Annotated in this window: 16 protein-coding genes; 4 read left to right on the top strand and 12 right to left on the bottom strand. The window is 65.2% G+C overall.

All coding sequences use genetic code 11. The features are described from left to right. Positions 1-73 precede the first annotated feature (73 nt). From BGP17_RS03825 to BGP17_RS03795, 7 genes are all read right to left on the bottom strand, one after another. Positions 74-850 carry an alpha/beta fold hydrolase gene (locus BGP17_RS03825; protein ID WP_286711080.1) on the bottom strand — a complete coding sequence of 259 codons (777 nt, stop codon included), beginning with the start codon at positions 848-850 and terminating at the stop codon, positions 74-76. A gap of 77 nt (positions 851-927) precedes the next feature. Beyond that, positions 928-3,063, bottom strand: a complete 2,136-nt coding sequence (locus tag BGP17_RS03820) for a CoA transferase (RefSeq protein WP_286711079.1) — start codon at positions 3,061-3,063, stop codon at positions 928-930. Then, the gene (locus BGP17_RS03815) at positions 3,029-3,778 is read right to left on the bottom strand and encodes a hypothetical protein (protein WP_286711078.1); all 750 of its coding nucleotides are present in this window, start codon (positions 3,776-3,778) and stop codon (positions 3,029-3,031) included. Before BGP17_RS03815 ends, BGP17_RS03820 begins: the two co-directional genes overlap by 35 nt. Further along, entirely contained in the window at positions 3,775-4,578 is an 804-nt protein-coding gene (locus tag BGP17_RS03810) for an enoyl-CoA hydratase/isomerase family protein (protein WP_286711077.1), read from the bottom strand. The genes BGP17_RS03815 and BGP17_RS03810 overlap by 4 nt, the downstream gene beginning before the upstream one ends. Beyond that, positions 4,575-5,693, bottom strand: a complete 1,119-nt coding sequence (locus BGP17_RS03805) for an acyl-CoA dehydrogenase family protein (protein WP_286711076.1) — start codon at positions 5,691-5,693, stop codon at positions 4,575-4,577. Before BGP17_RS03805 ends, BGP17_RS03810 begins: the two co-directional genes overlap by 4 nt. A gap of 11 nt (positions 5,694-5,704) precedes the next feature. Beyond that, positions 5,705-6,883, bottom strand: coding sequence for an acyl-CoA dehydrogenase family protein (locus tag BGP17_RS03800; protein WP_286711075.1), 1,179 nt, complete (start codon positions 6,881-6,883; stop codon positions 5,705-5,707). Positions 6,884-6,894: 11 nt separating this feature from the next. Then, a complete protein-coding gene (locus BGP17_RS03795; protein ID WP_286711074.1) occupies positions 6,895-7,680 on the bottom strand; it encodes an enoyl-CoA hydratase/isomerase family protein in 786 nt (261 codons plus the stop codon). 192 nt (positions 7,681-7,872) lie between these two features. Here BGP17_RS03795 and BGP17_RS03790 point away from each other — a divergent pair, with 192 nt between their 5' ends. Genes BGP17_RS03790 through BGP17_RS03780 form a run of 3 tightly spaced genes read left to right on the top strand, consistent with a single transcriptional unit; the run spans position 7,873 to position 13,161 of the window. Continuing rightward, positions 7,873-9,999: an acetate--CoA ligase family protein gene (locus BGP17_RS03790; protein ID WP_286711073.1), complete on the top strand. Its 2,127-nt coding sequence runs from the start codon at positions 7,873-7,875 to the stop codon at positions 9,997-9,999. A gap of 1 nt (position 10,000) precedes the next feature. After that, the gene (locus BGP17_RS03785; protein ID WP_286711072.1) at positions 10,001-11,161 is read left to right on the top strand and encodes an acyl-CoA dehydrogenase family protein; all 1,161 of its coding nucleotides are present in this window, start codon (positions 10,001-10,003) and stop codon (positions 11,159-11,161) included. Further along, a complete protein-coding gene (locus BGP17_RS03780; protein ID WP_286711071.1) occupies positions 11,161-13,161 on the top strand; it encodes an oxidoreductase in 2,001 nt (666 codons plus the stop codon). Before BGP17_RS03785 ends, BGP17_RS03780 begins: the two co-directional genes overlap by 1 nt. 13 nt (positions 13,162-13,174) lie before the next feature. Here the strand turns inward: BGP17_RS03780 and BGP17_RS03775 are convergent, their stop codons facing one another. The 3 genes from BGP17_RS03775 to BGP17_RS03765 are packed head-to-tail and all read right to left on the bottom strand — an operon-like array spanning position 13,175 to position 15,301. Continuing rightward, positions 13,175-13,492: a 2Fe-2S iron-sulfur cluster-binding protein gene (locus BGP17_RS03775; RefSeq protein ID WP_286711070.1), complete on the bottom strand. Its 318-nt coding sequence runs from the start codon at positions 13,490-13,492 to the stop codon at positions 13,175-13,177. 43 nt (positions 13,493-13,535) lie between these two features. Beyond that, the gene (locus BGP17_RS03770) at positions 13,536-14,324 is read right to left on the bottom strand and encodes an SDR family NAD(P)-dependent oxidoreductase (RefSeq protein ID WP_286711069.1); all 789 of its coding nucleotides are present in this window, start codon (positions 14,322-14,324) and stop codon (positions 13,536-13,538) included. Next, positions 14,303-15,301 carry an alpha/beta fold hydrolase gene (locus tag BGP17_RS03765; RefSeq protein ID WP_286711068.1) on the bottom strand — a complete coding sequence of 333 codons (999 nt, stop codon included), beginning with the start codon at positions 15,299-15,301 and terminating at the stop codon, positions 14,303-14,305. Before BGP17_RS03765 ends, BGP17_RS03770 begins: the two co-directional genes overlap by 22 nt. Before the next feature lie 61 nt (positions 15,302-15,362). On the opposite strand from BGP17_RS03765, the gene BGP17_RS03760 reads away from it, so the two are divergent. Next, complete coding sequence (locus BGP17_RS03760; RefSeq protein WP_286711067.1) at positions 15,363-15,974, top strand: cysteine hydrolase family protein; 612 nt, start codon at positions 15,363-15,365, stop codon at positions 15,972-15,974. Here BGP17_RS03760 and BGP17_RS03755 read toward each other — a convergent pair. Together BGP17_RS03755 and BGP17_RS03750 are read right to left on the bottom strand one after the other, a co-directional pair. After that, on the bottom strand, positions 15,971-16,390 hold the full coding sequence (locus BGP17_RS03755; protein WP_286711066.1) for a PaaI family thioesterase: 420 nt from the start codon (positions 16,388-16,390) through the stop codon (positions 15,971-15,973). The two genes, BGP17_RS03760 and BGP17_RS03755, sit on opposite strands and share 4 nt — an antisense overlap. Then, on the bottom strand, positions 16,390-17,517 hold the full coding sequence (locus BGP17_RS03750) for an epoxide hydrolase family protein (protein ID WP_286711065.1): 1,128 nt from the start codon (positions 17,515-17,517) through the stop codon (positions 16,390-16,392). The genes BGP17_RS03755 and BGP17_RS03750 overlap by 1 nt, the downstream gene beginning before the upstream one ends. Positions 17,518-17,572: the final 55 nt, after the last annotated feature.

The following is a 17,572-nucleotide window of genomic DNA, read 5'->3' as shown; positions in this document are numbered from 1 at the left end:
GGTCAGTCGGCACCCTTTGGTTCAGAGTTCCGCTGTCCGGCGATGCCTCCGCGAAGGCAAGCGGCCGCCCCAATCAATCACATACGGATTGCAGCGCCGGTGTCCGCTCCAGAAAGGCGATGACCGCATCGGCGAAAGCGTCGTTACGATCTCCGACAATCATATGCCCCGCTCCGGCGATCGTTTCGATTTCGACCTGCGGTACGATCGCGCGGAACGCCGCGAGCCCGTCATCGCCCACCACCTGGCTCAATTCGCCGCGCGTCAGCAGCACTGGCACGGTCAACCGTGCCGCTGCCGCTTCGAGAAAATCCATTGCCGCTGCAAGGCCGATCCCCTGATCGCGCTCCATCCAGGCGGGATCCCAGTGCCAATGCCAGCGCCCCGCCGCGTCGACCCGCATGTTCGGACGCAGCCGCTCTCCACCGCCTGATCGTGGCGCCTGTCCGCGAATGCGCGCCAATTCTGCCGCGGCTTCGTCCAGCGAGGCGAAGCCCTCGGGCGGTGGTCGCAGCACCTGCGTAACCTCCGCGACGCCTGCGGGATTGGTACGCGGCACCGTATCCACCATCACGAGCCCTTGCGCGATCTCCGGTCCGCCGCTCCCCGCAGCGGTCAGCGCGATCTTGCCACCGAGCGAGGCGCCGACCAGCACCGCCGGCCGGCCCAATGCGCGCACCACGGCGATCACATCACCGGCGGTACGCTCATAGCCATAGCCGCCGTCGGCGGACCATTCGCTTTCGCCATGCCCTCGCAGATCGATCGTGATCGCTCGCCGTCCGGACGCTCCGATCCGTTCGGCGGCGCGGGTCCAGCTGTGCCGCGTCTGGCCCAGGCCGCCGATCATGACGACAAGTGCGCCATCCTCCGGTCCGAATGCGCTGGCGGCAAGGCGGACGTCGTCAACCCCTTCAAACCACAAGGTCATGCCGCCTTCACCACCTCGGCAACGATCAGTGCCGACCGGGCCGCGGCGTCGAAGCCGATCTCGGCAAGCACCTCGTCGCTATGCTGCCCCAGCAGAGGCGGCGGCAGATCGAGCGGCGTGGCAAGATCGCCGAAGCTCAACACAGCACCAAGCTGATCATAGCCGCCATAAACGGGATGTTCGAACGATGCGACCAGCCTCGCCACGCGATTATCCTTGTCGGCCAGAAATGCCTGGCCGTTGTCGAGCGCGACCTCGACCGAAGGATAGCCTTGCCCGGTCAGCGCTACCACGGCGGCCGCCTTCGCCATTGCGCCGAGCTCAGTATCGCCGAGTCCCTCCGGCATCGCCTCGCGATCCGGCGCATCCACCGCGATCCAGCCATCGGCGCATTCGAACAGCCGCTGCGTGGGTCCAATAGCCATCTGGGCGTGATCGAGCTCGGCAAAGGGTGCGAGCGTGCCATCGGCGAGCAGCACCGTCTCGATACTCGCAAAGCTCGCCCCCAGCAGCGACGCCGCCACGAATTCTCCCTCCCCAGTCGCGTCGCGCCGCAACAGCGCTAACAGCGTGGCCAACGCCGAAGCCAGCGCGCAGAGATGGTCCATCATCCCGAACCGGCACCACGTTGGCCGATTGCCCTGCCCAGCATTGGCAAGCTCCCAACCCGCTGCCGCCTGGAAGAGCTGATCGTAACCCGGCCAGTCCTTGCGCGGGCCTTGCGCGCCATAAGAGCTGACATGGCAATAGATCGCCCGCGGGTTCGCGGCGTGGACTGCTTCCCACCCGAAGCCCAGCTTTTCAGCGGCGGGCATACGCTGATTGTGATGCACTACATCCGCCCAGCCCATCAGCCGCTCGAGCACGGTTGCCGCGTCGGGATGCTTAAGGGCCAATGCGATGTCGCGCTTGTTGCGCTGGCATCCGTTGAAGGCCCAGTCCGCGTGGCGCAGCGGATCGCCGGTGGTCGCCTCCACCTTGATCACATCGGCACCCAGATCGGCCAGCAATTGCGGGGCGAGCGGTCCGGCCAGGAAATTGCCGAAGTCGAGGATCTTGAGGCCATCAAGCGGCGACGCCATCGGTCGCGCCGCGACATCGGGCGCGGGCAGCGCGCCCGCCCTCGCTACCTGGAATGGGGGTCCGGGTTGGCGCGTGCTGCCGAGGCGCGCGTCCTCCACATCAACGACATAGTCGTTCGCCGCCGCCTGCTCGTCGAAATAGAGCGCGCCCATCGCGGCGGTCGGCTGAACCGGAACGTCCGACGCCCAGAGCTCGTCGAGCCACTCCTGCCGTGGACGCGTCTTGAAGATCGCCTCGATCGCACCGCGATCGTCGATATATTTGATCACAGCCCCGGCATATTTCTGATTGAGCCGGGTGCGCTCGTCGCCATCCATCGCGGCGAGGGCGGCGGCAACCGAAGGCGCCTTCACCGGCTGCCCCATCGTGTGCATCCATAGCCCGTCGCCGCACTCGAACAGGGTCGCGCCGGCATCCTTGGGAAAGCCGAAGCGCAACGCCGGCGAGGGATTGTCGGCGCGATGCCACAACAGCCCGGCCGGAACCATCGCACCCTGGATCAGGCTGGTCGCGACCGGCCCGCCCATGCCGGTGCGCTGCCGGGCGTAGAGACGCGCGGCAACGCCGATCGCAGCAAGATAGGCGGCGTGCGCACTGCCCAATGGAAAGCGCAACCAGACCGGGCCGTCCCGATGGATTGCCTTCTGCTCGTCGAGCAGCCCCGCCTCGGCCAACACCAGCGCATCGCTGACCGGACGCTCCTGCTTCGGATGCCCGATCGGCCAGCCGCCGATCGCGACATGGATCAATTGCGGAAAGCGCGCCGATAGCGACGCAGCGTCGACCCCGAGCGCCTTCGCCTCGCTCGGCAGGCAGTCATGGACCAATGCATCGGCGTTGGCGAGCAGCGTGAACAGCCGCGTCACGTCAAAAGGCTCGCGCGCTTTCATCCGGTTCCACATCGCATCCTGAACGTCGCTCTGACGGCTGTCCGCGCGGTCGAGCCGCGTCACCTGAGCGCCGCTTTGCGCGAGCAACAGGCCCGCAACCGAAGCGGCCCGCCCGCGGCCGAGGTCAATGACCCGAAGGCCGTCCAGCACGTCGGTCATCATCGTCTCCTGACAGCATTTTTTCTGGATTGTTCGAGAAGTCACGGATCGTGTCGGCGACGCGCAGCGCGGTTTCGGCGCGCTCGGCCTGGTAGGTGAAGCAGGCGCCGATCATGTGCCGCATCCCGGCAGCCGCCGATCCGACGGGAAAGTCGAAGAAGCGCGTCCCCGAGACCATCACGCCGCGGCGCAGCAGCAATCCTGCCTCCTGCAGCGGATGCGGGAGCTTGCGCGTCCAGGCATCGAACGCGCGGCGATCACCACGCAGCGCCTGGCTCACATCGGTCTGGTCGTCGAACGTCCAGCGCAGGACGGTCTCCCCATCCCGGTCGATCTCCGCCAATCGCCCGGTTTCCGACGGGTCGGATACCCGTATGTCGTAGGTGAGCGGCTCCGTATCGAGCGCGTGCCGCGCCGCGATCACGAACAGATCGTAGACATGGGTGCAATGATCGCGCTGATTGTCGGTGCGTGCAGCATCCGCCAGCGCAACACCCGTCATGCGTTCGCCGAGAAACACCCCCGCGCCCGGGCATGTCGTCCAGGGAAAGCGCGGCGCGCGGGTTTCAACGGCGGTGATCGTCGTCCCGTCATGATCGAGCGACACGCCGAAACGATGCGCGTCATCCTCCATGTCGACTTCCACACGCCCGGGATGCGGTAGAATGCGAACACGCCGCCGGTATCCGGTGAACGCCTCCGCCGCCACGGTCATTCCCCGGTGAAGGTCGGGCGCCGCTTTTCGCCGATCGCGGTGATGGCTTCGGCGTGGTCCTTGCTGATGTTGGACAAGCCTTCATAGGCCATGCCGGTGTCGAGCGCCGCATGCGCCAGCTGCCGCAGCGGCTGGTTGATCGTCATCTTGGTGCCATAGAGCGACATGCTCGCACCATTTGCCAGCTTGTCGATCCAGCGCTCGGCGATCGCGTCCATTTCCTCGAACGTCGGCGCGGATTCGGCGATCAGCCCCAGCTCGGCAGCTTCCTTGCCGAGGATCGGCTCGCCCAGCATCAGGAATTTGCGCGCCTTGGCGTAGCCCATCATCTGCGGCCAGATCAGCGAGCCGCCATCGCCGGCGACCAGCCCGATATTGACGTGCGGATCGGCGATCTTGGTATCGTCCACCGCGACCACGAAATCGCACATCAGCGGCAGCGTCGCCCCCAGCCCCATCGCATGGCCCTGCAGCTTCGCGACAGTCGGCTTGGGGCAATCGAGCACGGTGTAAACCAGCCGGCGCGAGTTCCAGATGCCCTTGAAGAACAGTCCCGGATCGTCGACCTTGCGCTTCATCTGGGCGAAATCGCCGCCACCGCAAAAGCTCGGCCCCTCGCCCGCCAGCACCACGCAGCGAACCCGGTCATCGAAGGTCGCGTCGTGAAAAGCGTCCGAAAGCTGGGTGTTGATCGGATCGTCGATAATGTTGCGCTTTTCGGGGCGGTTGAGCGTGAGGCGCAGCACCGCGCCATCGAGTTCGACGCGCAATTTGTCATATCGACTGTAATCGAAGGTCATGCAGCAGCTCCTGCCGCGGCAAAGCGGCGCAGGTGGAAGGCAGTGTCGCCGAACAGCTGGTTCAGCGTCGTCAGGCGAATGTAGTGATGCCCGATATCGAGCTCTTCGGACACGCCCATCCCGCCATGCAGCTGGACAGCCTGGTATCCCACGAACTTCCCCGACTTGCCGATCTGCGCCTTGGCGGCGGAAAGGATACGGGCACGCTCCTTTGGCTCGGCATCGAGCGATAGCGACGCGACATAGGTCATCGATCGCGCTGTCTCGGTCTGGATATACATGTCGGCCATGCGGTGCTGGAGCACCTGAAACTTGGCGAGCGGCGCGCCATATTGCTCGCGGGTGCGGGTATATTCGGCGGTCGCGGGCACCAGATGGCCCATCGAGCCCAGCGCCTCGCCGCAGGCGCCGGCAATGCCGTGATCGAGCGCCAGCTCGACCAACGCCACCCCGCCACCAACCTCTCCGATGACGGCGTCGGCAGCGAGCGTCAGACCCTCGATCACGACCTCGGCCGCGCCATGCCCGTCGATCATCCGGAAGCTACGGCGCGCGACGTCCGCGGCATCGACCAGGAACAAGGCGAGCCCGTGGCGATCTCCGAGGGCACCCGCAGTGCGCGCTGCGACGATGAGCTGGTCCGCGACATCGCCGCCGATCACCACGGGCATCCGCCCGCTGATCGTCCAGCCATTCCCGGCGGGCACCGCCGTGAAGCTATGATGCTCGGGGCTGCGCAGCACATGCGTCGATCCCGCAGCAAGTGCGAGCCGCGCCTCACCGGCGATAACCTGCTCGATCAGCGCCACCCGCTCGCCCGCGATCAGCAACCGCCCGCAGACGATCGCAGTCATCAGATAAGGCGCGGTGACGAGATGACGTCCGAACCGCTCCATCACGATCATCGCATCGACCGGCGAGGAGGAATATCCGCCAACCTCCTCCGGGAAAGCTGCACCGATCCAGCCCAGTTCGGCCATTTCGCGCCACAACACTGCCTCCGCCGCTGGATCGCCCAACAGCTTTTGCCGCGCGACGAGGTCGTGCTTGTCGGTCAGGAACCGGTCGACGCTGTCGTGCAGCATCTGCTGGCTGTCGTTATAGGTGAAATCCATGTCCCCGGCCCTCAGACGTGCAGCAGCCGGCGCGCAATGATGTTGCGCTGGATCTCGGAGCTGCCGCCGTAAATGGTGAGCTTGCGCCGGTCGAAATATTGCTGCGCCATGCTCGCGATCTCGAGCGGCACCACGCCTTCGGGCAACGTGTAGGGATGCGCGAGGCTCTGGATCTCGCCGACTTCCATCAGCAATTCAGTCAGCGCCTGCTGGATTTCGCCGCCGCGGATCTTGAGTACCGACACCTCGGGCCCAGGCGCCTTGCCTGAAAGCTCGTCGGCCAACACCCGATAGGCGGTGTAACGCAGCGCCATCAGGTCGGTTTCGGCCTCAGCAACGCGCTGGCTGAGGATCGGATCGCTTCCGACGGGCTGCCCATCGGCGCCCTCGCGATCCAGCGCCGCGCGCAACTGCCGCGCCAGCGCCAGGCTCGGCCCGATGCCGGCCCCCACCAGCCGCTCATGCCCGAGCAGGAACTTGGTGATGTTCCAGGCGTCGCCCTCATTGCCGATCAGATTAGTCACGGGCACGCGAACATCCTCGATCCGCACCTGATTGACTGCGAGCATTCCGCCCAGCGTGTAGATCGGCGTTACCTCGACGCCAGGCTGGTGCATGTCGATCAACAGGAAGGAGATGCCGGCCTGTTTCGGCCCGTCGGTCGAGGTGCGGACGAGGCAGAAGATCTTGTTCGCCATGTGCGCCCAGCTGGTCCACAGCTTGGTGCCGTTGACGATATAGTCGTCGCCGTCGCGAACCGCGCGCATCTGGAGCGCAGCAAGGTCGGAACCCGCCTGCGGTTCGGAGAAGCCCTGACACCACCAATCCTCGCCCGAGAGGATGCGCGGCAGGTGCTCCGCCTTTTGTGCTTCCGTCCCGAATTCGATGATCACCGGGCCGAGCAGATCGAGCGAGGGAATATTGGCACGAGGCGCACCGGCAAGCGCGGATTCCTCGTCCCACAGAAAGCGTTCGAGCGGCCCCCAGCCGGGGCCTCCACATTGCTTGGACCAGCTCGGCGTGAGCCAGCCCTTGGCCTGGAGAATCCTCTGCCAGCCCTGATGTTCGTCCTTGGTGAGCTTCTCCCCGAACAGCGTCTTGCGGCTCAGTTCGGGGGGGAGGCTGGTCGCCAGGAAGTCGCGAAATTCCTGCCGCAACCGCTCTGCTTCCGGGGGGATGGAAAGGTCCATATCGAGTCCGTTCAAGCCCCGCGGAACACGGGCTTGCGCTTTTCCTTGAACGCAGCGCGGCCCTCCGCATAGTCCTGGCTCAGCGTCAGCACCGGCTGGGCGTCACCCTCCGCATGAAGCACGTCCTCCAGCGAATTGGGCCCGCGCGCCAGCACACGCTTCATCGAGGCGATCGCAAGCGGCGCGATGTTGGCGAAGCTGTTGGCGACCTCCATGGCGGCATCGAGCGCCGATCCCCCTGGCACGACCTGGTTGGCGAGGCCGATCTGGCCCGCCTCGGCCGCATCAATGACGCGCCCGGTCAGCATGATCTCGCGCCCGCGTGCGGGCCCCACGCGCTGCGGCAGCGACCAGATCAGCCCGGCATCGGCCATCAGCCCGATCTTGCCGAACGAGGCGCAGAAGCGCGCGGTTCCGCCGGCAATCAGCACATCGCACGCCGCAGCGAGCGACAGACCCGCGCCATAGGCATAGCCTTCGACCGCTGCGATCGTCGGCTTGGGGCCGGCGCTGAGCAGCCGGACGATATCCTGCAGCATCGCGATGTTGCGGCGCGTGCGCTGGGCATCGGGCTTGGGCGCCGCGCCGTTGGTCGGCTGCAATTGCCCGCCCGAACAGAAATTGCCCTCTGCCCCGGTCAGCACGATCGCGCGGATCGTCGATGAATTCGACGCTTCCTTCAAATAGCCGAGCAGTTCCTCGCGCATTTCCAGTGAAATGGCATTGCGCACCTTGGGCGCATTGAGCGTGAAGACGACAACATCGCCCACCTCCTGCCGAAGAACGAAATCGGACATGAAACCCCTGCTAATTCAAGGCGCGATTCACAGATTTACTGTGCCCTTTTGCGCCATGTTCGATGCAGGATGTATCCCGTCCCAATCCGAGCGTACACCGGTTCGCGGGCTTTCGAAGGCCTTAGCATGGATGTGTTCGTTTCCCGCGGCCGGTTGGAACCCGGACGGCTTCGGGTCAAAGGCTCGATCGCGATGGCTACTGTATTTCAAGACCCTCAGACGGACACGGCATCCGACAATCTGACCGCGCTGTTCGCGCCGCGATCGGTTGCGGTGATCGGCGCGTCGAGCGACCAGCGCCGCTTTGGCGGCCGCCCGATCCAATATCTGCTCGAGGCCGGCTTCGATGGGCCGATCTATCCGGTCAATCCGGGCCGCGAGGAAATTCAGGGGCTCAAGGCCTATCCCTCGATCAAGGACGTCCCTGGCGCCGTCGACTGCGCAATTCTGGCGATCAGCGCCGATGTCACGCAGCAGACGGTCGAGGATTGCATCGCCAGTGGCGTCAAATCCGCCATTCTCTATGGCGCGGGATTTTCCGAGACTGGCGCCGAGGGCCAGGCCAAGCAGGATCAGATCGTCGCCACGGCGCGCGCCGCCGGGCTGCGCCTGCTCGGGCCTAACTGCATGGGGCTGATGAACCCTCATGCGGGCTTCTACGGCACCTTTGCTTCCGCGCTGGAGGAGGGCGTCCCGGCCCCCGGCAAGATCGCCGTCGCCAGCCAGAGCGGCGGCTATGGCGGCTATCTGATGAAGCATCTGTTCCGGCGCGGACTCGGCATCAGCCAGTGGGTGACCACCGGCAACGAAGCCGATGTCGATATCGGCGACGCGCTGTGGTGGATGGCGGGGCAACCCGAATCCGAAATCCTGCTCGCCTATATCGAAGGGCTGCGCGACAGCCAGAAGCTGATCGCGGCGCTCGACCGCGCGCGGCGCGCGAACAAGCCGGTGGTGATGATGAAAGTCGGCCGCACCGCCGAAGGCAGTGCCGCCGCCGCGAGCCACACCGCCTCGCTCACCGGCGAGGACAGTATCTACGACGCGGTGTTCGACCATTACGGCGTCCACCGCGCGCGCACCACCGACGAACTGCTCGATATCGCTTATGCGCTGTCGAAGGGCGTGCTGCCAAAGGGCCCGCGCGTCGGCGTCATCAGCATCTCTGGCGGCGTCGGCGTCCAGTGCGCCGATTTCGTCAGCGATGCCGGGCTCGCGATGGGCAGCGTCCCCGCCGAAACGCAGGTTGCGCTCAAGGCGCTCGTCCCGCATTGCTCGCCCGCAAATCCGATCGACATGACGGGGCTGGTCACCACCAATCACGACATCATGGAAAAGACGCTCGACGCGGTTTTCGCTTCGAACGCCTTTGACGCAACCTTGATCTTCCTCGGCATTGCGGGCGCCGCGCCCTCGATGGCGCGTCCTCTTCAGCAAGCAATCGCGAACGCCCATTCTCGCGCGCCCGATCAGCTCGTCTTCGTCTCGGTGACCGCCGATCCCGAGATGGTCCGCGAATATGACGCCAAGGGCCTGCTCGCCTTCGAAGACCCCTCGCGCGCCATCGCGGCGCTGTCGGCGCTGGCCAAGTTCCGTGAAACTTTCGCGCAGCCGGCACCCAAACCCGTTGCGGTTCCCGCCGCTGTGCCCCTGAGGATCGACGGCAAGCTGAACGAGGCCCAGGCCAAGGCGCTGCTCGCCGCTGCCGGCGTTCCTTCGCCCAAGGAAGCGCTCGCCAAATCGCCGGAGGAAGCAGCAAAACTCGCGTCCGAGATCGGCTTCCCGGTGGTGGTGAAGGTCGCTTCCGCCGACATCCTGCACAAGACCGAATATGGCGGCGTCGCCCTCGGTCTGACCTCGGCCGATGCGGTGCGCGACGCGGTCGAGACGATGGCCGCCACCATCCCGGCCAAGCTCCCCGATGCGAAGATCGACGGCTACCTCATCTCCGAAATGGTCAAAGGCGGGGTCGAAACGATCGTCGGCATCCACCATGACGAAGCCTTTGGGCCGGTCGTCACCTTCGGCCTCGGCGGCACGCTCGTCGAATTGCTCAAGGATACCGTCTGTGCGCTCGCCCCGGTCAGCGAAGCGCAGGTGCTCGGCATGATCGGCAAGCTCAAGACCGCCCCGCTCCTCACCGGCTGGCGCGGTTCGCCCCGCCACGACATCGAAGCGCTGGCCAAGGCCGTTTCGGGCCTTTCGGTCCTCGCGGTCCAGCACGCTGATCAAATTTCCACCATCGAAGTGAACCCGCTCGTCGTGCGCACCCAGGGTGTCGTCGCGCTCGACGCGGTCATCGAAATCAAGGCGAAGTAAGATGGATTTCCAGCTCTCCGACGATCAGCGCGAACTTCAGGAAACCGCGCGCAAATTCGCCCGCGCCGAACTGATGGATCTCTCGCGCGAGATGGAAGAGAAGGCGATGCCGCTGCCCGAGGCAATGCGGAAGCGCTACGCCGAAATGGGTTTTCTCGGCATCAACCTGCCCGAACAATATGGCGGCCTCGGCCTCGGCCATCTTGAGGCTTTGTTGGTGCTCGAACAGTTCGCGATGATCTCGCCTGCGGTCGCATGGCCGATCTTCGAAAGCGCCACCGGCCCGGTCCGCACCGTCCAGCATTTCGCGTCCGACACGCTCAAGGATCGCATTCTTCCCGAGGTCATCCAGGGCGACAAGATCGTTGCGGTCTCGATGTCGGAGCCCTCGGCCGGCACCGCCCTCACCGACCTCAAGACCGCCGCTCGCTATGACGGCGACGAGATCGTCCTCACCGGCCAGAAGCGCTGGTGCTCGGGCGGCGGCCATTCGGACTATTACATCGTCTATTGCCGCTTCGACGGCGAGCCGGGCGCCAAGGGCATCGGCGCAGTGCTGGTCGAGAAGGAGCGCGAAGGGCTCAGCTTCGGTCGGCCCGAGCAATTGATGGGCTTTCGCGGCATCCCCTCAGCCGACATCTTCCTCGACGATGTTCGCGTGCCCAGGGACAATATCATCGTCCCCAAGGGCGGCTTCGCTAAGCTGATGACCGCGTTCAGCCTTGAACGCTGCGGCAACGCCACGATGGGCCTCGGCATCGCAGCCGCGGCGCTCGAAGAGGCGACCGCCTATGCTCAGGAACGCACCCAGTTCAGCAAGCCGATTGTCGATTTCCAGGCGATCCAGATGAAGCTCGCCGAGATGGCGATGAAGGTCGAGGCCTCGCGCCTCCTCATCTATCGCGCGGCTGTCAATGCCAGCCAGGGCCTGCCCTCGATCCTCGATAGCTCGATCGCCAAATGCTTCTCGAACGAGATGGTGGTCGAGGTCGCATCCACAGGCCTCCAGATCATGGGCGGATACGGCTATTCGAAGGAGTACCGGATGGAACAGCGCGTGCGCGACAGCTACGCCTGGGGTATCGCCGGCGGCACAACCGACGTCCAGAAGACCAACATCGCGTCGGCCCTGGTCGGTCGCCGCTTCAACCAGCGCGCCTGATGTCAGAGGCCTATCCACACCTGTTCCAGCCGCTGACGATCCGCGGCGTCACTCTGCCCAACCGGCTGGTGATGGCGCCGATGTCGACCGAGTTGGGCGGTCTCGAAGGCGAAGTCACTCCCGCGATGATCGCCTTCTATCGCGAGCGGGCGCTCGGCGGGATGGGATTGATCATCGTCGAATATACCTGCGTCGATCCGGATACCGGCCGCGCACACGAATATCAGCTGCATCTCGACGACCGGAAGAATCTCGACGGCCATCGCCGTCTCGTCCGCACGATCCACGACGCGGGCGCGAAGATCTTCATGCAGATCCAGCATTGCGGGCAATATGCGAATCCCAAGGTGCTGCCGGGCGGGATGCCGATCGGGCCCAGCGACATTTTCTCGAAGCGCGACCCCGAGAAGATGACGTGCCGCGGCATGACCTCGGATGAAGTCGCGAAGATGGTTGCCGCCTACGGCAACACCGCCGCACTGGCGGTCGAGGCCGGCTATGACGGCGTCGAACTCCATGGTGCCCATGGCTATCTGCTCACCCAGTTCATGTCGCCGCTCGGTAACAAGCGCGACGACGCATGGGGCGGCGATCCCGGACGCCGCCTCGCCTTTCCGCTCGCGGTGATCCGCTCGGTCCGCGAGAATATCGGCGACCTGCCTTTGGTCTATCGCCTGTCCGCCGACGAATTCCGCCCCGGCGGTCTCACCATCGACGATATGGAGGATATCTCGCCGAGACTGGTCGAGGCCGGTGCCGACGCGTTGCACATCTCGATGGGCTGGGGCGTCGGCCAGGCCTTCGAGACGGTGGTCGAACCCATGTCCACGCCCGAAGGCTGGCGCATTCCCTATGCCGCGCGCATCCGCAAGGCGACCGGCGTGCCGGTGATCGCGGTCGGGCAGATCCGCTGGCCCGAAACCGGCGAGAAGGCGGTCGCGGACGGCGATGCCGACCTGATTGCGCTGGGCCGCCCGATGCTCACCGATCCCGAATGGGCGAACAAGGCCAGGGCCGGACGCCGCGACCTGATCCGCCCCTGCACCTCGTGCAACTGGTGCATCAGCCCGCATCCCGGCCGCATCCAGGTCGGCTGCGCGGAGAACCCGCGCACCGGCACCGAACTCGACCCGCCGATCCCCACCGATATGGGCAAGGGTAAGCGCGCCGTGGTGATCGGTGCGGGCCCCGGCGGCGCGTCCGCAGCGCTGCTGCTCCAGCAGTCAGGCTTCGAGACCCACATTTTTGAAACGCGCAGCTTTACCGGCGGCGGCATCATCGCCTCGGCCACGCCGCCAGGAAAGGAAAAGCTGTTCTGGTATTCCGATTATCTCGGCAACCGGCTGGCCGAGAGCGGGGTCGTCAAGCATTTTGGGCAGAAGGCGCTGATCGAGGATATCCTCGCAATGAAGCCCGATGTGGCGATCCTCGCCGCCGGCACGCGCCGCATCGACCTGCCGATCGAGGGTATCGACGATCCGATCGTGATGGACGCCTATGACCTCCTGATGCGCGAGCGCGAGCTGGGTCTGCCGGAAGGTGCGCACGCGATCGTCTATGGTGGCGGCGAAACCGGCTGCGAGACCGCCGAATTCTGTGCCCATCACGGGGTTCGCGTGACGCTTGTCAGCCGTTCGCCCGCGGACAAGCTCGCGCGCTCGGCCGACTGGGTCTACCGCATGGGGCTGCTCCGCCGGCTCCATGAGAATCCCCTAATCACGATTCTCGACAACAGCCACATCCGCAGCGTCGCGGGAGGCAAGGTGACGATCGAAACCGGCGACACCGCGACCGAGCTTGAGGCCGATCGCCTCCTCCTCGCGCAGGGCCGCCGTCCCGCCGATCAGCTTGCCGAAGCGCTTGGCAATGCCGGGATCACAATAAGCGTCGTCGGAGACAGCCGCCAGGTCGGGCGGATCGGCGATGCCGTCCACATGGCCTATCGCGCGGTTCAGGCGCTCAGCGCGCAATATGCGGACGTGACCAGGCTCGCCTGCTGATCGCGCCTGCCGCTCAATCCTCGGCGGCAATCGTCACGCGCAGACCATCCAGCGCATCGCTGAACGGCAACTGGCATGAAAGGCGGGAGCATTCATTCCGATCGGACGAGCTGTCGAGCAGGTCATCCTCATCCCCGTTCATCGGCGGAAGCATCGAAACGAATTCGGGATCGACATGCACATGACACGTCGCGCACGAGCAACACCCGCCGCACAGCGCCAGCAGTTCATCGAAGCCGTTCTCCCGGATCACTTCCATCACCGACAGGCCCGCCTCGCCGGTCACCTCGCGCTCTTCACCTTCGCGCGTGACTATGATGAGCTTCGGCATGATATTCTCCGTATCGTTGAACGTTGGGGCGACGCGCCGCGCGCTATCGCACCATCAGCACACCACCATCGACTGAGAACATCTGCCCGGTCATGAACCGGGCGCCCTCGCCCGCAAGGAAGACCGCCACCGGCGCAAAGTCGCGATCGGGATCGCCGAACTTGCCGCCCAGCGGAATTGCCGTCGCCAGCGAGGCGTCATGCCCAGCCAGTTGCTCTGGCGTCATCGCATCGCGTGTCGCCTGGTACATATCGGTGCTGATCACGGGGCAGATCATATTGACCGTGATGTTATGCCTTGCCCAGGCGACCGCGATCGAGCGGCTCCACGCCAGCACCGCGCCTTTGGACGCGGCATAGTCGGCCTTGATCGCCGACCCGGTCGCGCCGGCGGACGAGGCGAAGTTGAGGATCCGCCCGCCACCATTGGCCTGAAGGAAAGGCAACACCGCCTGGTTCGTCAGCATCGTGCCGCCAACATTGACGCGCAGAACCTCCATCAGTTGGTCGATGCCGATATCTTCGGCGGCCGTGGTCGGGCACACCGCAGCCGCATGGACGAGGCCGTCGACCCCGCCCAGCCGCTCGGCGGCCGCAGCCATTGCGGGGAAGACCTCCTCCTTCTCGGATACATCGACCTTGACGAAATGCGCCGATCCGGGCTCGCCCGCCAACCGCTCAGCCAACGCCTCATAGCCCCGGCTGCGGTAGAAGCCTACGACCTCGGCACCCTCGCGTACAAAGGCTGCGACAGTCGCCGCACCCATGCCCGTCGCCGATCCCGTCACGACGAAGCGCTTTCCCTCCAGTTTCATCTCGTCCTCTCCGGCCAATAGGCAAAGCAGGTCCGCAGCGCCGCGATCAGCGCTAGCGGCTGGTCAGCCATGATGTGATGACCCGCTTCGGGGATGCCAATGAATGGCGTTCCCTCAGGGTATAGGCCGCGCATATAGGTCGCGATCTCATCGCGGATCAGCTCCGACGCCTCGCCGACGATCAGCGCCAATGGGCAGCGGGCATTGCGCGGCAGATCGGAAATCAGGTCACCGCTACGGCTTTCGATATCACGCCAGATTTCGGGATCGAACCGCCAGCACCATCCATTTGCGGTTTCGGTCACTCCCAGACGCGCAATATGATCGACCGCGTAATGCTGGTCTCCGATCGTCGGCGGCATGAAGCGGAACCGCGCCAAGGCCTCTGTCGGACAGGCGTAGAATTTGTGCGGGCGCGGCTTCGGGCGAGGCACATCGGCCATCAGATCCTGAGGGATGATCGCACTGTCGAGCGACACGATGCCGCGAACCCGATCGCTCCGCGCGCCGGCGATCAGCGCCGGATAACCGCCGAGCGAATGCGCGACGATCATCGCGCCGTGCCCATCGTCGTCGAGGCCGGCGGCGTCAATCGCCCCGATCGCTTCGTCCGCCCACTCACCGAACGTATAGGTAGGCCGCCTTCCCGAACTCCCCATCCCGCTCCACGAGATCGCAGCGCAGCGGAACTCGTCGGCAAAGAAGGGCGCGATGAACGACCACCAGTCGGCATGCGCACTGTCGCCGTGGAGAAACAGCAACCCCGGCTTGCCCCGAGCTCCCCAGGTGAGCAGCTCGATCTCGATAGCGCCTACATCGAAGCTCGAGCGCTCGGGCGCCTGCGCAATGGCCCAATCAAACCAGGCAGGCGCGGGCGGGCGCTCCCCGCCATAGGGCGCCAATACGCCTTCGGAATATTGCCGTTCCATCGCCCCGTCTGTGCGCACGATATGCGCGACCCGCAAAGTGCGCCGGATATGATCAAGGATGTGCACGAAATCCGCTCGCCTTGGGGCGATCTGCGCCGTGCGCTAAGTCACCCGAAAGGAGAGCACGATGGCGAACGAACTGAAGATCGAGGGGCGCGCCGCGCTGATCGTCAACGAGTGCCAGCTCGGGGTGGTCGATGCGGCGTATAGCGGCTTCCCCGGTCTCGCGGCACAGGTCGCCGAGCGCGGTATCCTCGATCGCATCGCCACGCTCGCTGCCGCGTTCCGGGCGCGCGGGCTGCCGGTGATCCACGCCCCGGTTATCCATCGGCACGATCTGGCCGATATCAAGCCGAACTCGCTGATCAATGCGCTCACCCTCAAGGGCGGCAAGCTCAAAAAGGGCAGCCCCGAGGCTGCCTATGTCCCCCAGCTCGTCCCCCACCCCGAGGACATCGTCCTTGATCGCCCCGCCGGACTAATCGCGTTCAACGGCACCAATCTCGACGTGACATTGCGGCGGATGGATATCTCGACCGTCGTGCTCACCGGCGTCTCGACCAATATCGCGATGCCCGGAAACACGATGACCGCAGTCGATCTCGGCTATCATGTCGTGATCCCAGAAGACTGCATTGCCGGTGCGGACGCAGCGACACATGAGGTGATCGTCGCACAGCAGCTTCGCATGCTCGCGCGGATTACCACCGCCCAGGCTGTGATCGCCGCGCTCGGCTAACCGCCGATCACCTTGTTCACCGCGGTCGCGGTGAACTGCAGCTCGCCATCCGCGAAAGCCTGTGCATCGACGAACACCAGGCTGCGCGTTCGCCGCGTCGCCTGCGAGCGCATCTCGAGCAGCTGCCCAAGCTTTGGCGCACGCAGGAATTGCGTGGTCAGCGAGATCGTCACCACCGGCGGGCCCGACGGATCCCACGCCGCCGAAGACGTCGCGACCTCCGCGAGGAAGGCGATCAGCCCGCCATGCGCCATGCCCCAGCTGTTGACGTGATGATCCTCGACATAGAGCGCGATCCATTTCTCGGCCTCGCCGCCGGGCAGTTCCACCGTCTTGTGGAAGATCCGCCCGACATGGTTCGGGAAGGCGCTGGGAGACGGGGCATAGGAATAGCCCTCGGGCACGGCGTCGCTCATCACTTATTCTCCACTGGCCAGACCTTCCCGGCCCATTCGATAACGTCCGCAGCGAACAGCCCCGGCTTCTCCATCGCTGCGAAATGTCCGCCTTCGTCCGGCTCGCTCCAATGCATGAGATTGAAGCACAGCTCGACACGGCTCCGCGGCGGGACAGGACTGAGCGCATCGCCAGGGAAGGCCGCGAAGCCCGTCGGCACCTCGCACCGCTGCCCCGCCGGGACATTCGGCCCGCCTTCGCGGATCATCCCGTGATAGAACCAGAGCGACGAGGCGAAACTGTCGGGCATGACGTAGAGCATGACGTTGGTGACGAGATGATCCATCCCGAACACCGCCTCCAGATCGCCGACGCTCAGATCGGCCCAATCGTGGAAGCGCTCGAGAACCCACGCCGCCTGCCCCAATGGGTTGCCCGCACCCAACCAGCCGAGAGACAACGGCTTCATCATCTGCACCGCCGAATAGCCGCTCAGCCGCTGGTACGCGGCCGCCGACTTCGCCGCCCATTCGGCTTCGGCGTCGTTCTGCGGAGGCGCAGTGCTCCTCAGACCAAGAAGGTTGAGATGAACCCCCCGTACGCTATCGGCATGGTTGAGCCCAAGCTGCCCGGTGACCAACGCGCCCCAATCGCCGCCCTGCGCCAGATACTGATCATACCCCAGCAGCTTCATCAGCCCATCCCACAACCGCGCCGTGGTCTTCGGGCCGATCGGCTGGCTGGGCTTCCCGCTAAAGGCGTAACCGGGAAGGCTGGGAATCACGAGATCGAATCCAGCCTCGGAAAGCCGATCGATCACACCCCAGAATTCATAGTGCGAACCCGGCCAGCCATGCGTCAGCAACAGCGGCCGGGCGTCCGCGACCGGGCTCTCAACATGGACGAAATGGATCGCTTGCCCATCGACTTCGGCAATGAACTGCGGATAGCGATTGAGATCGGCCATCGCGGCCTTCCAATCATAGCTGCCTAGCCAATGATCGCGGAATCGCTCGAGGAAATCGCGATCGCATCCCAGCCCCCAGCCCGCCCCCTGGGGTGCCGGCGGCAAGGGGCAGTCGGCCAGACGGCGCTTGAGCGCGTCCACCTCCGCCTCGCTCCACGCCACCTTGAATGCCTGTACCATCGCGCTCTCCTCCGCCCGACCATTCCCGTTGCCTCGCGCCGAGGCAATCCCGCAG

It is taken from the genome of Sphingomonas sp. 67-41 (assembly GCF_001899725.1).
Taxonomy (GTDB): domain Bacteria; phylum Pseudomonadota; class Alphaproteobacteria; order Sphingomonadales; family Sphingomonadaceae; genus Sphingomonas; species Sphingomonas leidyi.
The sequence above is the reverse complement of the archived record's forward strand: the minus strand, read 5'-3'. Positions and strand labels throughout refer to the sequence as shown.

Bases quoted from the DNA above. Each gene is read 5' to 3' on its own strand.
- BGP17_RS03755 (WP_286711066.1), bottom strand. From the start codon at position 16,390: ATGAGCGACGCCGTGCCCGAGGGCTATTCCTATGCCCCGTCTCCCAGC.
- BGP17_RS03750 (WP_286711065.1), bottom strand. From the start codon at position 17,517: ATGGTACAGGCATTCAAGGTGGCGTGGAGCGAGGCGGAGGTGGACGCG.
- BGP17_RS03810 (WP_286711077.1), bottom strand. From the start codon at position 4,578: ATGACCTTCGATTACAGTCGATATGACAAATTGCGCGTCGAACTCGAT.
- BGP17_RS03805 (WP_286711076.1), bottom strand. From the start codon at position 5,693: ATGGATTTCACCTATAACGACAGCCAGCAGATGCTGCACGACAGCGTC.
- BGP17_RS03820 (WP_286711079.1), bottom strand. From the start codon at position 3,063: ATGACCGACGTGCTGGACGGCCTTCGGGTCATTGACCTCGGCCGCGGG.
- BGP17_RS03790 (WP_286711073.1), top strand. From the start codon at position 7,873: ATGGCTACTGTATTTCAAGACCCTCAGACGGACACGGCATCCGACAAT.
- BGP17_RS03780 (WP_286711071.1), top strand. From the start codon at position 11,161: ATGTCAGAGGCCTATCCACACCTGTTCCAGCCGCTGACGATCCGCGGC.
- BGP17_RS03775 (WP_286711070.1), bottom strand. From the start codon at position 13,492: ATGCCGAAGCTCATCATAGTCACGCGCGAAGGTGAAGAGCGCGAGGTG.
- BGP17_RS03815 (WP_286711078.1), bottom strand. From the start codon at position 3,778: ATGACCGTGGCGGCGGAGGCGTTCACCGGATACCGGCGGCGTGTTCGC.
- BGP17_RS03800 (WP_286711075.1), bottom strand. From the start codon at position 6,883: ATGGACCTTTCCATCCCCCCGGAAGCAGAGCGGTTGCGGCAGGAATTT.
- BGP17_RS03825 (WP_286711080.1), bottom strand. From the start codon at position 850: ATGATCGGCGGCCTGGGCCAGACGCGGCACAGCTGGACCCGCGCCGCC.
- BGP17_RS03760 (WP_286711067.1), top strand. From the start codon at position 15,363: ATGGCGAACGAACTGAAGATCGAGGGGCGCGCCGCGCTGATCGTCAAC.
- BGP17_RS03785 (WP_286711072.1), top strand. From the start codon at position 10,001: ATGGATTTCCAGCTCTCCGACGATCAGCGCGAACTTCAGGAAACCGCG.
- BGP17_RS03795 (WP_286711074.1), bottom strand. From the start codon at position 7,680: ATGTCCGATTTCGTTCTTCGGCAGGAGGTGGGCGATGTTGTCGTCTTC.